We start from the raw sequence: 15,090 nt of genomic DNA on the forward strand, positions 1-15,090 counted from the left end.
CGAATTCATCGCGGCGATGAGTTCGGAGTGCCGGCGTTGTCAGAAGGAGTGACAGTCGACGACCGAGGAGAACCGTGATGACCACAGCAGTGATCCGCTACCAGACCAGGCCCGAGGCCGCCGACGAGAACCAGCGCCTGATCGAGAACGTCTTCGCTGAGCTGGCGAGCACGGCGCCGCCCGGCCTGCACTACAGCTCCTTCCGGCTGGCCGACGGCGTCACCTTCGTCCACGTGGTCGATGGTGAGGGCCTGCCCGGACTGGCCGCCTTCCAGGAGTTCCAGCGCGGCCTCGGTGACCGGCTCGCCGTCGGTCCCGTCCGCGACGACGCCACCCTGGTCGGCTCGTACTCCTCCGCTGTGGTGCGAGTGAACGGGTAGCGCGAAGGCCCGGCGAGTCGGCCCGTCCCACGGGACGTCGCCCGGCTCGCCGAGCCGCTTCCGGCGCTCGCGTCACCTTGGTCTTGCGCAACCGGCAATTCGGGCGTCGGTTTGCCGTCGCTCTCGGGCAAGGTCGTGGGGCCACGATCTTCGGGCACGTCTTTTCGTTTTCGGAGGTCTTGAGTCAATGTCCAACTTGTCCCGGAGAAACTTCCTCGGCACGGCCGCCGCCGTCACCGGAGCGGCCGCCGTCGGCGCCGCGTTGCCCGTGAGCGCTGCCGAAGCCTCCACGCAGAGCAAGCCCGGCAACCAGCACAAGCCGCACGGCGACATCCGTGACATCAAGCACGTCGTCGTGATCATGCAGGAGAACCGCAGCTTCGACCACTACTTCGGCGCACTCAAGGGAGTGCGCGGTTTCGGTGACCGCTCGACCATCCTGCTCCCGGGTGGCAAGACCGTTTGGGAGCAGCCGAAGACGCTGACGGCCGGGGCCGACACGCAGTACCCGTGGCGGCTCAGCGGAGCGAAGACCTGGAGCGGGGCGACGCCGCCGAGCGCCGAGCTCGGCGCCGCCAACTACGGCGGCACCAGCCACGGCTGGACCGACCAGCACGGCGCCTGGTACGGCGGGCTCATGAACGGCTGGTACTACGCCAAGGGCGGGCCGACCACCCTGGGTTACATGGACCGCCGCGACCTGCCGTTCCACTACGCCCTCGCCGACGCCTACACGGTCGGCGACGCCTACCACTGCTCCGTGCTCAGCGCGACCGGGCCCAACCGCACCTACCTGTGGGGCGGCACCATCAACGCCGACCACAAGCACGGCACCTTCACCGCATACGACGGTGGCGACGAGCGCGGCAAGTTCCTGCCGTGGAAGTCCTACGCCGAGACGCTCCAGGAGGCGGGCGTCAGCTGGCGGGTCTACCAGTGCGCCGACGACTACGGCGACAACGGCCTGGAGTACTTCGACACCTTCGCCAAGCTCGACCCCACGCAGGGCGGGAAGGCCGCTCCGGGCAACGTCTACTACGACAACGGCGTGAAGAACGTCCCCGAGCCGATCACCGGGCTGTCGGGCAACGCCGACAACCTCATCGCCGCGATCCGCGCCGACGTGGTCAACGGCACGCTGCCGCAGGTGAACTGGGTCGTGAACAACCAGTTCTTCTCCGAGCACCCGGTCACGGCGCCGAGCAACGGCGCGTACTTCCTCCGCGGTGTCCTCGAGGCGCTCAACGCCGACCCGGACGTGTTCAACTCGACCCTGGTGATCATCAACTACGACGAGAACGACGGCCAGTTCGACCACGTCCCGCCGCCCATGCCGGCGCCGGGCGAGGCGGACGAGTTCGTCTCCGGCACCATGGCCGCCTACGGTGTCAAGGAACCGCTCCCGGTGGGGCTCGGTTTCCGCGTGCCGCTCCTCCTCATCTCGCCCTGGACCCGCGGCGGCTGGGTGACCTCGGAGGTCTCCGACCACACCTCGGTCATCCAGCTCCTCGAGAAGTGGACCACCGCGCTCGGCAAGCCCGCCGTCTCGCCCAACATCAGCGACTGGCGGCGCAAGGTCTGCGGCGACCTGACGGGCGCCTTCGACTTCGACAAGCCGGTGTACGGCATGCCCGACCTGCCGGCCACCGGGGCACTCGTCCCGGAGACCCGGTACACCCCGCTGCCCGGCGACAACACGATGCCGACCCAGGAGGCGGGGACCAGGCGGGCGCGCCCGCTGCCGTACCAGCCGAACGCCAACCTGGCCGGGTTCACCAGCGGAACCTCCGGTGTCGTCGCGAATCTGACGTTCAGCAACGAGGCCGAGTTCGTGACCAAGGCGAGTCACTTCGCCGTGTACAACAACCGGGGCGGAATCCCGACGCTGGCGCAGTACCCGGCCGCGTTCCCCGGTCAGTACACCGTCGACGCCCACGCGACGGCGTCCGGAACCGGCGCCGTGGGCGCCTCCGCGGGCGACACCGCGTACGACATCACCGTCACCGGGCCGAACCGGTTCCTGCGCCGGTTCGTCGGTGACGTCGCCGCCGCCGGCAAGGACCTCGTCGTCGAGGCGGACTACTACGACGGCAAGTTGACCAAGCACCCGAAGCTGAAGCTCTGGCTGCGCAACCACGGGGACTCGCGCGTGACGTTCACGATCACGCACAACAACTACATCTCCGGCCAGTCGCACACCGTGAAGGTCGACGCGCACGGCAAGGAGGCGTGGACGGTGAACCCGCTGAAGGAAAGCGACGGCTGGTACGACGTGACCGTCACGGCCGACTGCGACGAAGCCTGGTCGCAGCGGTTCGTCGGCCACCTCGAGACCGGTGAGGTCAGCGTCACCGGCTGACCCATCGCACCGGGGCCGGCCCTTCCCGCCGTGTTCGGGCGCATCGCGACCGAGCCCGCAGGGGAGGGCCCGGCCCTGTCCGGGCCACCGGTTCGGTCACTTCGCCGGGGCGAGTCGCGGCGGCGAGTTCGTCGTGCGGTATCAACAGGGCAATATCAAAACGGAACGCGCCCTGGCGAAACCCCTGGCGATCGTCCCTTCCCCCGGAGGCCGACTGACGTGAGACCACCCGAGTCGCCCGCGACACCGACCGACCCGCCCGGCTCTACGGAGGCCTTCGGCACCGCGAGGGGCGGGCCGTTCACCGGAGAGGTGGTCACGTCGTGGTCGCCACCGCCCGGCCATCCGGAACCGGTCGTGCTCGAGACCACCCGGGAGACCGCGATCTGGGGTCACTTTCCCACCGACCGGGCGCCGGTGCTGACAGTGGACTCCGGCACGGTGGTCAGGATCGACGCGGTGAACCAGGCCGGGGTGTCCGCCGCCGAGGGGCCGGTCGCCTACTTCGAGAAGCTGGGCGTGCCCGCCGACCAGGTGCTGCCCGAACTGGTGGAGGTCGCGGCCAACCCCCGCCCGGCCGGCTCCAGCGGCCACATTCTCACCGGGCCGATCCACGTGAGGGGCGCCGAACCCGGAGACGTGCTGGAGATCCGCATCCTGGACGTCTCCCCGCGCGTCCCGTACGGCGTGAACAGCACCGGCCCGGGCGCGGGAGTCTGCGGAGATCTGCTGGACACGGCCTCGACCCGCCTGCTCCGGCTGGACGATTCGGGCCGTCATTACTCGTTCGGCCACGGCATCAAGGTCCCGTTCAGGCCCTTCGCGGGGATCATGGGGGTCGCGCCGCCCACGTCTGCCGGCTTCGTCTCCGCCAACCCGCCGGACCGGTGGGGCGGCAACCTGGACTTCCGCGACCTTGTCGCCGGTACGACGCTGTACCTGCCGGTCTTCCAGCCGGGCGGCATGTTCTACACGGGCGACACGCACGGCGCACAGGGCCACGGTGAGGTCGACCAGACCGCCGTCGAGCACTCGATGGCGCTCACCGTGCGGTTCGTCGTCCGCAAGGGCGGGGGTCTGGAGTGGCCGCGGGCGGAGAGCGACGAGTATTTCTGGTGCATGGGCATCGACGCCGACCTCGACGTCGCACTGCGGATCGCGGTCAAAGAGGCCGTCGCCCATCTCGTCCAGGTCACCGGAGGCGAGCTGACGATCGCCGACGCCTACGCCCTGTGCAGCATCGCCGTGGACTTCGTCGTCGCCGAGGCGGTCGACGGCAACAAGGTCGTCGTCGCCTACATCGCCAAGTCCCTGCTGCCCTGACACAGGCCTTCCCGCCGGTCCAGGGGACGTACGGCCGGGCTCCCGATCACGGGCGCCCGGCAGGACCCCGGTGCCATGTCACCCGTCACCCTCGCCAAGAATGTCTTCGCGGCCTCATGACAACCAGCACCAGAGAGAAGGAAACCGATCACCATGTCCACCTGGCTGATCACCGGATGCTCGACCGGCCTCGGCAGAGCCCTCGCCGAAGCCGTGCTCGCCCGCGGCGACAACGCCGTCGTCACCGCCCGCGACGCGTCGAGCGTGCTGGACCTCGCGGCCGCCCACCCCGGAACCGCGCTCGCCCTCGCTCTCGACGTGACCGAGCAGGCCCAGGTCGAGGAAGCGGTGCGCCGCGCCGAGGAGCGCTTCGGCGCGGTCGACGTGCTCGTGAACAACGCCGGCTACGGATACCGCGCCGCCGTCGAGGAAGGGGACGACGCGGACGTGCGGCGCCTGTTCGCGACCAACTTCTTCGGCGCCGTGGCCATGATCAAGGCCGTTCTGCCCGGGATGCGTGCCCGGCGCTCCGGCGCCATCGTGAACGTCTCCTCCATCGGCGCCCGGATGACACCCGCGGGCTCCGGGTACTACGCGGCGACGAAGGCGGCGCTCGAGGGCATGACAGGCTCGCTGCGCAAGGAACTGATGCCGCTGGGTGTCACCGCCTTCGCCGTCGAACCCGGCGCGTTCCGCACCGACTTCGCCGGCCGTTCGCTCACCCAGTCCGCCGAGGCCATCCCGGACTACGCCGAGACCGCCGGAAGGCGCCGCAAGGAGCACGACACCGTTCACGGCACCCAGCCGGGCGACCCGGGCAAGGCGGCGCAGGCGATCATCACCGCTGTCAGCTCACCGGAACCGCCGGCTCTTCTCCTGCTCGGCACGGACGCGGTCGACGCGTTCCGCGGTGTCCTCGACGCCGATCAGGCCTCCCTGGACGCGTGGGCCGAGCTCAGCACCGGCACCGACATCGACGAGCGATGACCACCTGAGCGCCGGGAAGTCGAGGTCCGCCCCGTCAGTGCCGATCGGCGGGACTTCCGGCGAGCCTGCCCAGCCTGCGGAACGCGCGTTCGGAGGAGGTGTACGGCTCGGCCTGGCCGACGACGAGCTGCTGGGCGGTGGGGCTGCCGACGCGGAACATCTCGTAGTGGAGGGTGATTTCACCGACCACGCCATGGCGATAGGAAATGGACCAGTGCGTCCTGGTGCGGACCTCGTGGCGGGCCCATATCTGCTGAAAGTCCTCGCTCCCGTGCGAGAGTTCCTCGACGAGATCCTGGACGAACGGGTCGTCTCCGCCTGTTCCCAGTGCGGCCCGGAAGTGGCCCGTCACGTCCTCGGCCTGCTGTCTCCAGTCCAGGTAGAACTCGCGCGCGACGGGGTTGAGGAAGATCAACCGCAGCAGGTTGTCGCAGTCGTCCAGCCCGTGGTACAGAGCTGAGGCCAGCGGGTTCTTGACCAGGATGTCAAGACGGCGGTTAAGCGCGAACGCGACCGCGTGATCGCAGCCCTCGATGAACTGCAGCACGTACGGGCGCAGCCAGTCGTAAGGGCCGACCGGACCGTGCCGGGACGCCCGGTGGCGCGCAAGATCATGAAGGTGCTGGGTCGCCTCGGCATCGAGCCGGAAGACCCGTGCCAAGGCGTCGAGCACCTGATCCGACGGATTGCGTTCCCGCCCCTGTTCCAGCCGGATGTAGTAGTCGGCACTGACGCCGGCCAGCAGCGCGACCTCGTCCCGGCGTAATCCAGGCGTCCGGCGGCTGCCGATGTTCGGCAGCCCCACCTGATCAACGGTCGTGACCTGGCGTCGGGCGCGAAGAAACGCTCCAAGAGGGCTCTTGCCGTCCATATTGACAACCTACGACCCGGCCGGGTCAAGGAGTTTGCCAGGTCTGGGGGCCGGTTGAGTCGGCTCCTATGGCAGGCCCGCCTGTGCGGTGAGGACGGCGAGCGCCTGTCCGAGTGCCGCGGCCTGATCGGGGGTGAGGGCGGCGGTGAACTCTTCGTCGAGGGCGCGGGCCTCGGCCGCGCACTTCTCCAGCAGTTCCCGGCCGTGCGCGGTGAGGGTGAGCACCTGGCGCCGCCGGTCCTGCGGATCGCGCACGCGCTGGACCGCTCCGAGCGTTTCGAGATGGTCGGCCAGTGAGACCACGAGGCTGGGGGCGACGCCCATCTTCGCGGCCAGATCCTGCTGCGAGACGGCGGGACCGAGGCTGAGCACCGTCATCAGCCCCGCGTGCTTGACCTTGAGGTCGTAGGCCTCGATCTTCTCCGCGAACCGGTCACCGGCCAGCGTGCCCAGCGTGCCCAGCCGGAACACCACCGTCGCAGGCAGCCCGGCCGCCCCCTTGACGTCGTCCATGCCCACAATGATAGCGTCCCAGCATCATTCAGAGTGTGAATCATTCATGGAGAGATCGAATGAGTGCAATCGTCAGTGCCGACCATGTGATCGCTGTCGCCAACGGCGCGGTGGCGCTTCTTTCAGGGGTCTCCTCCGTGGCGGGCGTCATCAATCCGGGCCTGGGGCTGCCCAAGGGCGCTCCGATCACCGCGGGGGTCGACTTCTACGCCAGGGCGTACGCGGTGCGCGCCGTCCCGCTCAGCGCGGTCGCCCTGGTGATGCTCGCGGCCGGAGGCTCGGCCGGACTCGCCGCCCTGCTGACCGTTCTGGGCCTGGCTCAGGTCGGCGATTCCGTGCTCGGCGTCATGCGACGCCACCTCGGCATGTCCGTCGGCGCGGGGGTGTGCGCCCTCGTCCACCTGGTCTCGGCCTGGTGGATCGCCTCCCACTGATCTGTCTCACCGACCCCAGGAGCTCGCGATGTCGTGGACCGCTGTCAAAGACGCCGACCTGTTACTGGCCCTACTGCTCGAACTGGCGGTCTACGCCTCGGCCTGCTACTGGGGGTTCACCCGTGGCTCGACGAGGCTGATCAAAGTACTGGCCGGGCTCGGGGCGCCGGCCGTCTTCATCGTCGTGTGGGGCGGGTTCGGCGCCCCCACGGCGAGCCACCCGCTGCACGGCCTGGCCCGGGTTGCGCTGGAGATCTGCTGGTACGGGGGAGGGGCCGCCGCTCTGGCCGCCTCCCGGGGCCGCCGCGCGGCATCCGTCTTCGTGGCCCTCTATCTGCTCAGCACGGCCGTCCAGCACCTCTGACCCGCCTGGCGGGCGGCTCCGGCGGCGCGGGTCAGCTCTTGGGCTGATACACGTACGGGGTGGTGGTGCTCAACTGCGCGAACCCCAGGCGGGCGAGGATCGGAGCGCTCTGGTCGGACGCGTCGACCTGCAGGTAGCGGTAGCCGCGTTCGAGGGCGATGCGGGCGCGGTAGGCGATCAGGGCGCGGTAGATGCCACGACCGCGCCAGGCCTCGACGGTGCCGCCGCCCCACAGTCCGGCGAAGTCGGTGCCCGGAATGAACTCCGACCGCGCCGAGCTGACCGGCACGTCGCCGGCCATGGCCACGACGGCGACGACCGTGTCGGGAGCCTCGGTGAGCTGCTCGAGGAGTTGCCGCCTGATCCTCGAGCCGTCGGTGTCGAAAGCCTGATCGTGCACGATCGCCATGAGGTCGACCCCGGCCTCGTCGGTCACCTCGCGCAGCGTGATCCCCTCGGGAGGCGCGACGGCGGTGGACAGCTCACCGGCCTCGGCGACCATCACGGCCTCCTGCGGCTCGGCGGTGAACCCGGCCGCGAGGAGCCGCTCGGGCAGGTCGTGGGGGAGGTCATGGCTGTAGAGCTTCCATTCGAATTCCAGCCCCAGCCCGGCGAAGTGTTCCACCTGTTCGGCGATCGCCGCGTCCGCGGACTCCGCGTCGAGGGCGGACCACAGGACGCCGTTCCACCCGCTCTCGCCGCCGGTCTGCCGCGTCGTCGTCTCCGTCCTGTCGACCCGGGCTCCGGGGCTGTCGGGCCGGGCGTTCCTTCGCATCTGGGTGTCGAACGTCGCCAGTACATCGTCGTTATTCATCCGTACATCCGAGCAGTGATGGGATGAACGGCGCAATCGGGTTTCCGAGGACGTCGTGCCGCCAAGCGGCCGTCGGTCACCTGCCGTGTGCCGCGTGGTTCATCGCTGATCGCGATTGCCGGTAGCGCATCTGTTCATCTCCCGAGATTTCCCTTCACGGCAGCATCTAGGCCGAAACATCCCACTCGCGGTCATGAGGCGGTCCGCAACGCCCACGCGGCCGGACCCGAGATCGCTCGGCCGGCACCCGCTCGTCTCTTCGTCGACGAGATCTCGCCGCGCCCGCTCGAAGCGTACGGACGACCTCAGCGAATCCTCACAGGCAAGGAGAATCCCATGAGTCTTCCCTTCCAGGTCCCGGGCGGGACCGACACCCAGCACGTCAACGGCGCCATCCACGTGCCCGCGGGCGAGGGCATCACCAAGTGGGTGGTCGGCGACGTGTACACGCTCAAGATCCTCGCGGAGGAGAGCAACGGCTCGCTCGGATTCATCGAGGGCTCGATCCCGGCGGGCGCCGGGCCCGTGGCGCACATCCACACCGACGTCGACGAGGCGTTCTACCTGCTCTCCGGGGAGCTGGAGTTCCTCGACGGCGACCGCACCTTCATCGGCAGGCCGGGTGACTTCGTCTTCATTCCCCGGGGACACCGGCACCGGTTCAAAAACGTCGGCGTGCACCCCGCCCGGATGCTCTTCCTGTTCACCCCGGGAGGCCCGGAGGGAGCCTTCGTCGAGGGCGGAGACGACCCGCGGCCCGGTGAGCAGCCGACTCTCTGGGGGCCCGAGCGGTACGCGCCGATGATGGAGCTGGCCGCACGTTACGGCTCCGTCCTCCTCCCGGAGGAGAACCTGTAGCGGCCGCCCCCGTTCGAGCCGTTCGACAGGACGGTTGCCCGGGCGCCATGAGGCGGCCGCCCGGGCCGCCGCCGTCACACCTGGTGCGACCGCGAGTCCACCGGCCGGCCAGATGAGCCGGCCGGCTCGTGGGCGCGTCCGGGATGGACGTGGTCCGGGTGGCCGCCGCCCGGCGCGGACGGGAGGAGAGCCCGGTCGCGGCGCTCGGCGGCGGCCGTCGTCCGGATGGCCTCGAACAGGGCGAGTGCCGCCGGGGTGAGCTCACGGTCGGCGGGGGCGGCGATCGAGGTGGCGAACACCGGCGCGTGCTCGCTGATCGAGACGAGGCACACGTCGGCAGCCTCGTCGACGACCGATGGCGGCAGGACGGCGACCGCGAGCCCGTAGTGAACGAAGTCGACGATGCTCGACATGTCGCCGACCTCGTAGTGCACCTTGCGCTCGACGCCCGCCGCCTCGAAGGCGCGGTCGACGACGATCCTGCTGCCCCAGTTGACGGGAGAGTCGGCGAACGCCTCGTCGGCCAGCTCGTGCAGTTCGACGTCGTCGCGACCGGCGGCCCAGTGCTCACGAGGGCAGACCAGCCGCATGACCTGACTCGCGATCGGGGTGAGGGTGAGGGTGCGCGCCGCCCCGGCCGGGAGCGCGACGAAGGCCAGATCCAGGCGGCCCTCCCGCAGGTCCCGCGCATGTTCGGCGCTGGCGCCGCAGCGCAGTTCCACGTTCACGCCCGGGTATTCCTCGCGGAAGCCGGCCAGCAGCCTGGGGACGCTGACCCAGGGCGGGCGCTGGGACTGCATGACGCCGAGCCGCACCGTACCCCGCAGGCCGCCGCTCAGCTGGTCGACGACACCGCGCATGGCCTCGGCGGCGCTCAGCGTGCGCCGTGCCTCGGCGAGCAGCAGCCTGCCCGTGTCGGTCAGCTCGACCATGTGCGTGGTCCGCTCGAACAGCGTGACGCCCAGTTCGCGCTCCAGGTTGCGCACGGCGGCGGAGACCGCCGACTGGACCAGGTGCAGCCGTTCGCCCGCGCGGGTGAAGCCGCCCTCCTCCGCCACGGCGATGAAGGCGGCCAGATGTCGTAACTCCACCCTTCCAGGGTCTATCACGGTCTGCGATTACCGATAGCTCATCTGTTCATCTCCTGAGATCTCCATCTACGACAGCATTTGAACCGAAATGTCCGAACTAGTCAGTAAAGGCGGATTCGATCTGACGACCGGGACGACGTGAACCTCGCATTGAACGACGAACGGGGATGCATATGGGCACATTTCGGGAAGCCGTATCGGTCGTCCGGCGCGGCGACGTCTACGAGGCCGACCTGGACCCGCAGTGGAGCGTGGGCGGGAAGCTGCACGGCGGATACCTGCTCGCGGTGATGGGCCGCGCGGTCTGCGACGGCGCGGGCGACGGTCATCCGCATCCGAGCGTGGTCAGCGGGGTATTCGCCGCCGCGCCCGTCCCGGGCCCGGCCGAGATCCACGTCGAGCCGCTGCGGACCGGGAGGAGCGCCACCCAGGTGCGGGCCCGCCTGACCCAGGACGGCTCCGTCCGGGTCGAGGCCTTGATCACGCTGGAGCGGCTGGAGGAGGCCGGCCCGTGGTGGTCGGGACTGGAGCCGGTGGACCTCCCCGAGGAGCGGTACTGCCCGCGGACCCCGCCCGTGGCGCCGGGCGGAGCCTTCCCGGTGCCGCTGATGGAGGTGGTCGAGCAGCGGCTGGACCCCGGCCGCCTCGGATTCCTGTCCGGCTCGCCGTCCCGCCGCGGCGTCATCGCGGGCTGGCACCGCCTCGCCGACGGTTCCGACTGGGATCCGCTCTCGCTGCTCGTCGCCCTCGATCCCGTCCCGTCGGTCGGCTTCGACCTCGATCTGCCGGGCTGGGCTCCCACCATCCAGATGAGCGCCTACATCCGGCGCGTCCCCGCGCCCGGTCCGCTCCGCGTCCGCACGCAGGCCGCGGACGTCACGAACGGGCGGTTGGACGAGACCGTGTACGCCTGGGACGGTGAGGACCGCCTGGTCGGCCAGGCCACCCAGTTGGCGGCGGTCCGCATGCCGGCCTCCACTCCGGCCGCCCGAAGCCGATGACCGCCATCGAGGGAGCCGCGGTGCTGGTCACCGGGGGACAGCGGGGGCTGGGCGAGGCGTTCGCCGCCGAATTCCTGAACTTCGGCGCCGCGAAGGTGTACGCCACCGCGCGCGTGCCCGCACCGGCGGGCGACGCCCGGATCGAGCCGGTCGCCCTCGACGTCACGGACGAGGCGGCGGTCGCCGCGCTGGCCCGGTGCGCACGCGACGTCTCGATCGTGGTCAACAACGCCGGACTGCCCGCCCGGGGATCGATCATGGCCGAGCCCGTCGCGAACGTCCAGGCCGTGTTCGACACCAACGTCTTCGGCCCGTTGCGCGTCGCCCGTCACTTCGCACCGGTCCTGGCCGCCAACGGCGGCGGCGCGATGGTGAACATCCACTCCGCCCTGTCCTGGGCCGCGGGCGCGGGAGCGTACGGCGCGTCGAAGGCGGCGCTGTGGTCGGTGACCAACGCGCTGCGCGTCGAACTGGCCAGGCACGGCACCCAGGTCCTGGGCGTCCACCTCGGCTACACCGACACCGACATGACGAGCAGCCTCGCGGTGGTCAAGAACGACCCCCGCCAGGTCGCCCGGGACGTCCTGGTCGCCCTGAGCGAGGGGCGGACCGAGGTCCTGGCCGACGACGTGAGCCGGCGGTTCAAGGCCGCACTCTCCGGCCCCGTCGAGGGACTGTCCTGGGCAGTCGTCGACGGCGAGGTCGTCGTCGGCGACTTCCGCGCGAACCGCCGTGACACGTAGGGGCCGTCCGGCCCGCCACGGCGGGCGCATCACACCACAAGCAAGGGGCACATCGTGAACACCAGACACCTCGTCGACCCGCAGATGATCGCCTTCGTGGACGCCTTCCCTCCGATCGTCCTGAATCAGGAGACCCTGCCGCAGGTGCGCGTCATGGGACCGCGGCTGTTCCCTCCGGCGGCCGCCCAGGACGACCTGGTCATCCGCGAACGGCACGTGCCCGGCCCGGACGGCGCGCCGGACGTCCGCGTGATCGTCACCTCTCCGGCCGGACGGACCGGTGCGTCCCTGCCCGCACTGGTGTGGATCCACGGCGGCGGCATGGTGTCCGGGGCCGCCGAGCAGAGCCAGGCGCTGATCAACGAGTTCGCCGGCGAACTCGGTTGCCCTGTGGTCTCCGTCGACTACCGGCTCGCCCCCGAGACCCGGCACCCGGCACCCGGGACCGCTGGAGGACTGCTACGCCGCCCTGCGATGGCTGTACGCCGCCGCCGGCGAACTCGGCGTCGACCCGGGCCGCATCGCGGTCGTCGGTGAGAGCGCCGGCGGCGGGCTCGCCGCCTCCCTCGCCCAGCTCGTCCGGGACCGGGCGGAGATCCCGCTCCGGGCCCAGCTCCTCATCTACCCGATGCTCGACGACCGCACCGCCGCCGAGACCGACCCCAACCCCTGTACCGGCGAGTTCGTCTGGACCCGCGAGAGCAACCACTTCGGCTGGGCGTCCCTGCTCGGCCACGAGAACGGCGGCGAGCGGATCGCCGCGTACGCGTCTCCGGCTCGCGCCGACGACGTCGGCGGCCTGGCTCCCGCCTTCATCGCCGTCGGCTCGCTCGATCTGTTCCTCGATGAGGGCGTTCGCTACGCCTACCGCCTGATGCGCGCCGGAGTCCCGGTCGAACTCCACGTCCAGCCCGGAGCCGTGCACGGCTACATGTCCCTCGACGTCGAGGCGGGCAGGCGGCTGCGGCGTGACGCGGTCGACGCCCTTCGCGCCGCCTTCGCCGGATGACCGTCGTCTCTGCCCGAAGGGGACGAGGTGCTCGCCCCGAAGGGCAGGTCTGTTGACGCGCCTGACGCGATGGCGAACGTTCGTGGGTGATGGAGTTCTCTCAGGAACGACCCGTACGGCGACCGGAATCGGAGCGGCCGGTCGTTCCCCCGCGCATGGCCGTACCCGGCCTTCTCGGTGTGCAGCGGGAGGCGGGCAACCGGGCCGCGGGTGTGCTGGTGTCCCGGCAGACGGCGGCGGAGATCTCGAAGGAGATGGACACCTTCGCCTGCGAATACCTCGGGATGACGGGCGACCTCGAGGATCTGTGGAACAAGAAGGGCAGGGATCTGCCTGCTGCGGTGAACGACCCCGTCTTCCGCGATCTGTGGTTCAAATCCGTAAATAGCCGGAAGATGGACATCGACAACGCGTCACGCTCCTTGCGTGGCGTCTTCGAGGCCGACACGAAGAACGCCACCCGGGACCTGGCCTCGGCCAAGAAGCGCTCGCTCGAGGATCTGGCACGCGGGCTTGCCGCGGCAGCCAAGGAGAACCGGTCACGGCCCCCAGAGCCGACGGGCGTCGAGGACCATGACAAGGCGATGAGCCGGGTGGCCGGTGAGCGCAGGCTCAACGTGCGAGATCTGATCGACACCGCCACCCTCGTGGATTTTCTGCGCAATTGGGATGAGTTGCTGCGGTCCGTTCCGGTGGGAAGCAGGAAGCCGGACACCTTCCAGCCGTTCGGGCAGCAGCCCACCCCGCCACCGGCCGCCGGCGACCCGTTCGGCCTGATGGCGGGGCCGCGCGGCCCGGGCCCGATCCTGTTCGACCCGAGGGAGTCGCGCGAGAAGTTGCTGCAGCGCGGCGGAGAGGTGGTGATCGACGAGACCCGCCTCGCCGTGATCGGCAAGGTCTACGCCGAATGCGCCGCGAACGAGCGGGACTTCCGGCAGCTGGCCGACGCGCTCATCAACGAGGACGCCAACCTCGCCGCGCTGGCGCAGGCGCCGGACCCGACGCTGCTGCGTCGCGTGAGCGGCCTGAGAGGCTCGAGCGACGCCGAGGCCGGCAGCGTCATCACCCGGGTGACCAGGGAGAACATCAAGCATCTCGACGACCTGCTGGGGAAACTGCCGACCCTGGACTGGAAGGCGCTGCGGGTCACGCACGACCTGCTGCTCAGCGGGGCGTACTCCGGCCCCTCCGGGGTGTCCTGGCAGAACCTCACCGAGAAGACCTTCATCGAGGGGTACTTCAAACGGAAGGCCGAGGCGGAACGCGCCGCCGCCGAGCGCAGGATGTACGGCGAACTCGTGCTGGGCGGGCTGTCACTGATCGCGCTGCTCAGCCCGGCCGCTCCGCTCGCGGCCGCCGTCCTGGCCACGGCCGACGTCTACGGCGCGGCGACGGCGGTCGGCGCGATCGGCGAGTCCCGCAGAGCCGACAAGCGAGCCGACGACCTGGGCGCCGCGGCCGGGGCGGGATTCGGGGACCCGGAGGAGGCCAAACGGGCGCGTAAGGAGGCCGACGATCGCAAGGCGGGTCTGGCCATGGACCTGCTCATGGCGGCGCTGCCGTTCGTGCCGGGGGCGGCCAAGGGCGTGAAGACGCTGCACTCGGAAGGCAGGTTCACCGCCTTCGCCGACGAGGCCATGGCCATGGCCCGGGCGTTGCACAAGGATCAGCGTGGGGCCGTCCGGATCGACGTGCTGCTGACCGGCGGACTGTCGGCCGCCGTCGGCGTCCCCGCACGCAGGGAACAGGTGCTGGACCACATGGTCGGCATGATCAAGGCCGAGACCCGCCGGACGAGACCGGTCCTGGTCGCCCCGGCGCTCGCGGCCCGTCCCGGCGCCGAGCGCCTGCTCCACGCCGGCAGCTACTACGGCCTGCCCGACTATCAGCGTTGCCACCTCATCGGCCCAGGAGTGGGGTTCGACGAGTATCCGATCCTCCTCGGGCCCGGTACGGCCAACGCGTTCACCAACAACCACATCGAAGGGTTCATGCGCGGCCATCGGAAGTCGGGGAGCATCGTCGACTACACGGTCCTGTACTCCGGTTACACGGGCGAGGAGTTGCGGCCCTGGCTTCGGAGCCTCCTGGGGAAGGCCGACCCGGAGATCATCGCCCGCCTGCAGCACGACAACCTCCGCATCGAGCCCTTCCTCAAGGTGGCGACCTACGACATCAACATCACCGACGTCGCCGGCCGGACTCGGCTGTACCGGGCGAACATCACCATCGGACTGCCCGGATCCGGCCAGGTCACCCTTCTCAAGCCGACCCTGGTCCCCTGACGTGCGGGGCTCTCACGGGCTCGCTGCGCCGCCATGTCCCAGACAGGCGAGGGCGGGC

Annotated in this window: 16 protein-coding genes; 12 read left to right on the plus strand and 4 right to left on the minus strand. The window is 70.2% G+C overall.

Annotated features, from left to right (window positions below; genetic code table 11):
• Nucleotides 1-77 precede the first annotated feature (77 nt).
• From Pph01_RS30905 to Pph01_RS30920, 4 genes are all read left to right on the plus strand, one after another.
• A complete protein-coding gene (locus tag Pph01_RS30905; RefSeq protein WP_204076703.1) occupies nt 78-380 on the plus strand; it encodes a hypothetical protein in 303 nt (100 codons plus the stop codon).
• Between the two features lie 187 nt (nt 381-567).
• Nucleotides 568-2,739 (plus strand): phosphocholine-specific phospholipase C, encoded by a 2,172-nt coding sequence (locus Pph01_RS30910; RefSeq protein WP_204076704.1) that lies wholly within the window; start codon nt 568-570, stop codon nt 2,737-2,739.
• A 219-nt stretch (nt 2,740-2,958) separates the two neighbouring features.
• Entirely contained in the window at nt 2,959-4,062 is a 1,104-nt protein-coding gene (locus tag Pph01_RS30915; protein ID WP_204076705.1) for an acetamidase/formamidase family protein, read from the plus strand.
• A 153-nt stretch (nt 4,063-4,215) separates the two neighbouring features.
• Nucleotides 4,216-5,049: an oxidoreductase gene (locus Pph01_RS30920; RefSeq protein ID WP_204076706.1), complete on the plus strand. Its 834-nt coding sequence runs from the start codon at nt 4,216-4,218 to the stop codon at nt 5,047-5,049.
• A 34-nt stretch (nt 5,050-5,083) separates the two neighbouring features.
• On the opposite strand, the gene Pph01_RS30925 is transcribed toward Pph01_RS30920, so the two are convergent.
• Together Pph01_RS30925 and Pph01_RS30930 are read right to left on the minus strand one after the other, a co-directional pair.
• Nucleotides 5,084-5,920 carry a helix-turn-helix domain-containing protein gene (locus Pph01_RS30925; RefSeq protein ID WP_204076707.1) on the minus strand — a complete coding sequence of 279 codons (837 nt, stop codon included), beginning with the start codon at nt 5,918-5,920 and terminating at the stop codon, nt 5,084-5,086.
• Nucleotides 5,921-5,986: 66 nt separating this feature from the next.
• The gene (locus Pph01_RS30930; protein WP_239117143.1) at nt 5,987-6,433 is read right to left on the minus strand and encodes a MarR family winged helix-turn-helix transcriptional regulator; all 447 of its coding nucleotides are present in this window, start codon (nt 6,431-6,433) and stop codon (nt 5,987-5,989) included.
• A gap of 59 nt (nt 6,434-6,492) precedes the next feature.
• Here Pph01_RS30930 and Pph01_RS30935 point away from each other — a divergent pair, with 59 nt between their 5' ends.
• Both Pph01_RS30935 and Pph01_RS30940 read left to right on the plus strand, forming a co-directional pair.
• Nucleotides 6,493-6,867, plus strand: a complete 375-nt coding sequence (locus tag Pph01_RS30935; RefSeq protein WP_204076708.1) for a hypothetical protein — start codon at nt 6,493-6,495, stop codon at nt 6,865-6,867.
• A gap of 28 nt (nt 6,868-6,895) precedes the next feature.
• Nucleotides 6,896-7,231 (plus strand): YrdB family protein, encoded by a 336-nt coding sequence (locus Pph01_RS30940; protein WP_204076709.1) that lies wholly within the window; start codon nt 6,896-6,898, stop codon nt 7,229-7,231.
• A 31-nt stretch (nt 7,232-7,262) separates the two neighbouring features.
• On the opposite strand, the gene Pph01_RS30945 is transcribed toward Pph01_RS30940, so the two are convergent.
• Entirely contained in the window at nt 7,263-8,045 is a 783-nt protein-coding gene (locus tag Pph01_RS30945; RefSeq protein ID WP_204076710.1) for a GNAT family N-acetyltransferase, read from the minus strand.
• Nucleotides 8,046-8,381: 336 nt separating this feature from the next.
• Between Pph01_RS30945 and Pph01_RS30950 the strand changes: the two genes are divergently transcribed.
• On the plus strand, nt 8,382-8,903 hold the full coding sequence (locus Pph01_RS30950; protein ID WP_204076711.1) for a cupin domain-containing protein: 522 nt from the start codon (nt 8,382-8,384) through the stop codon (nt 8,901-8,903).
• 74 nt (nt 8,904-8,977) lie between these two features.
• Here the strand turns inward: Pph01_RS30950 and Pph01_RS30955 are convergent, their stop codons facing one another.
• On the minus strand, nt 8,978-9,994 hold the full coding sequence (locus tag Pph01_RS30955) for a LysR family transcriptional regulator (protein ID WP_204076712.1): 1,017 nt from the start codon (nt 9,992-9,994) through the stop codon (nt 8,978-8,980).
• A gap of 173 nt (nt 9,995-10,167) precedes the next feature.
• Here Pph01_RS30955 and Pph01_RS30960 point away from each other — a divergent pair, with 173 nt between their 5' ends.
• From Pph01_RS30960 to Pph01_RS30980, 5 genes are all read left to right on the plus strand, one after another.
• Entirely contained in the window at nt 10,168-10,995 is an 828-nt protein-coding gene (locus Pph01_RS30960; RefSeq protein ID WP_239117144.1) for a thioesterase family protein, read from the plus strand.
• Entirely contained in the window at nt 10,992-11,738 is a 747-nt protein-coding gene (locus Pph01_RS30965; RefSeq protein ID WP_204076714.1) for an SDR family oxidoreductase, read from the plus strand. The genes Pph01_RS30960 and Pph01_RS30965 overlap by 4 nt, the downstream gene beginning before the upstream one ends.
• A gap of 54 nt (nt 11,739-11,792) precedes the next feature.
• Nucleotides 11,793-12,275, plus strand: coding sequence for an alpha/beta hydrolase (locus Pph01_RS43455; RefSeq protein ID WP_204076715.1), 483 nt, complete (start codon nt 11,793-11,795; stop codon nt 12,273-12,275).
• Nucleotides 12,217-12,747, plus strand: coding sequence for an alpha/beta hydrolase fold domain-containing protein (locus tag Pph01_RS42980; RefSeq protein ID WP_275412893.1), 531 nt, complete (start codon nt 12,217-12,219; stop codon nt 12,745-12,747). The genes Pph01_RS43455 and Pph01_RS42980 overlap by 59 nt, the downstream gene beginning before the upstream one ends.
• An 86-nt stretch (nt 12,748-12,833) precedes the next feature.
• Nucleotides 12,834-15,032 (plus strand): hypothetical protein, encoded by a 2,199-nt coding sequence (locus tag Pph01_RS30980; RefSeq protein WP_204076717.1) that lies wholly within the window; start codon nt 12,834-12,836, stop codon nt 15,030-15,032.
• The last annotated feature ends 58 nt before the right edge of the window (nt 15,033-15,090 follow it).

The organism is Planotetraspora phitsanulokensis, from assembly GCF_016863295.1.
In the GTDB taxonomy this organism is placed as follows: Bacteria; Actinomycetota; Actinomycetes; order Streptosporangiales; family Streptosporangiaceae; genus Planotetraspora; species Planotetraspora phitsanulokensis.

Bases quoted from the DNA above. Each gene is read 5' to 3' on its own strand.
- Pph01_RS30905 (WP_204076703.1), top strand. From the start codon at position 78: ATGACCACAGCAGTGATCCGCTACCAGACCAGGCCCGAGGCCGCCGAC.
- Pph01_RS30910 (WP_204076704.1), top strand. From the start codon at position 568: ATGTCCAACTTGTCCCGGAGAAACTTCCTCGGCACGGCCGCCGCCGTC.
- Pph01_RS30920 (WP_204076706.1), top strand. From the start codon at position 4,216: ATGTCCACCTGGCTGATCACCGGATGCTCGACCGGCCTCGGCAGAGCC.
- Pph01_RS30925 (WP_204076707.1), bottom strand. From the start codon at position 5,920: ATGGACGGCAAGAGCCCTCTTGGAGCGTTTCTTCGCGCCCGACGCCAG.
- Pph01_RS30930 (WP_239117143.1), bottom strand. From the start codon at position 6,433: ATGGACGACGTCAAGGGGGCGGCCGGGCTGCCTGCGACGGTGGTGTTC.
- Pph01_RS30935 (WP_204076708.1), top strand. From the start codon at position 6,493: ATGAGTGCAATCGTCAGTGCCGACCATGTGATCGCTGTCGCCAACGGC.
- Pph01_RS30940 (WP_204076709.1), top strand. From the start codon at position 6,896: ATGTCGTGGACCGCTGTCAAAGACGCCGACCTGTTACTGGCCCTACTG.
- Pph01_RS30945 (WP_204076710.1), bottom strand. From the start codon at position 8,045: ATGAATAACGACGATGTACTGGCGACGTTCGACACCCAGATGCGAAGG.
- Pph01_RS30950 (WP_204076711.1), top strand. From the start codon at position 8,382: ATGAGTCTTCCCTTCCAGGTCCCGGGCGGGACCGACACCCAGCACGTC.
- Pph01_RS30960 (WP_239117144.1), top strand. From the start codon at position 10,168: ATGGGCACATTTCGGGAAGCCGTATCGGTCGTCCGGCGCGGCGACGTC.
- Pph01_RS30965 (WP_204076714.1), top strand. From the start codon at position 10,992: ATGACCGCCATCGAGGGAGCCGCGGTGCTGGTCACCGGGGGACAGCGG.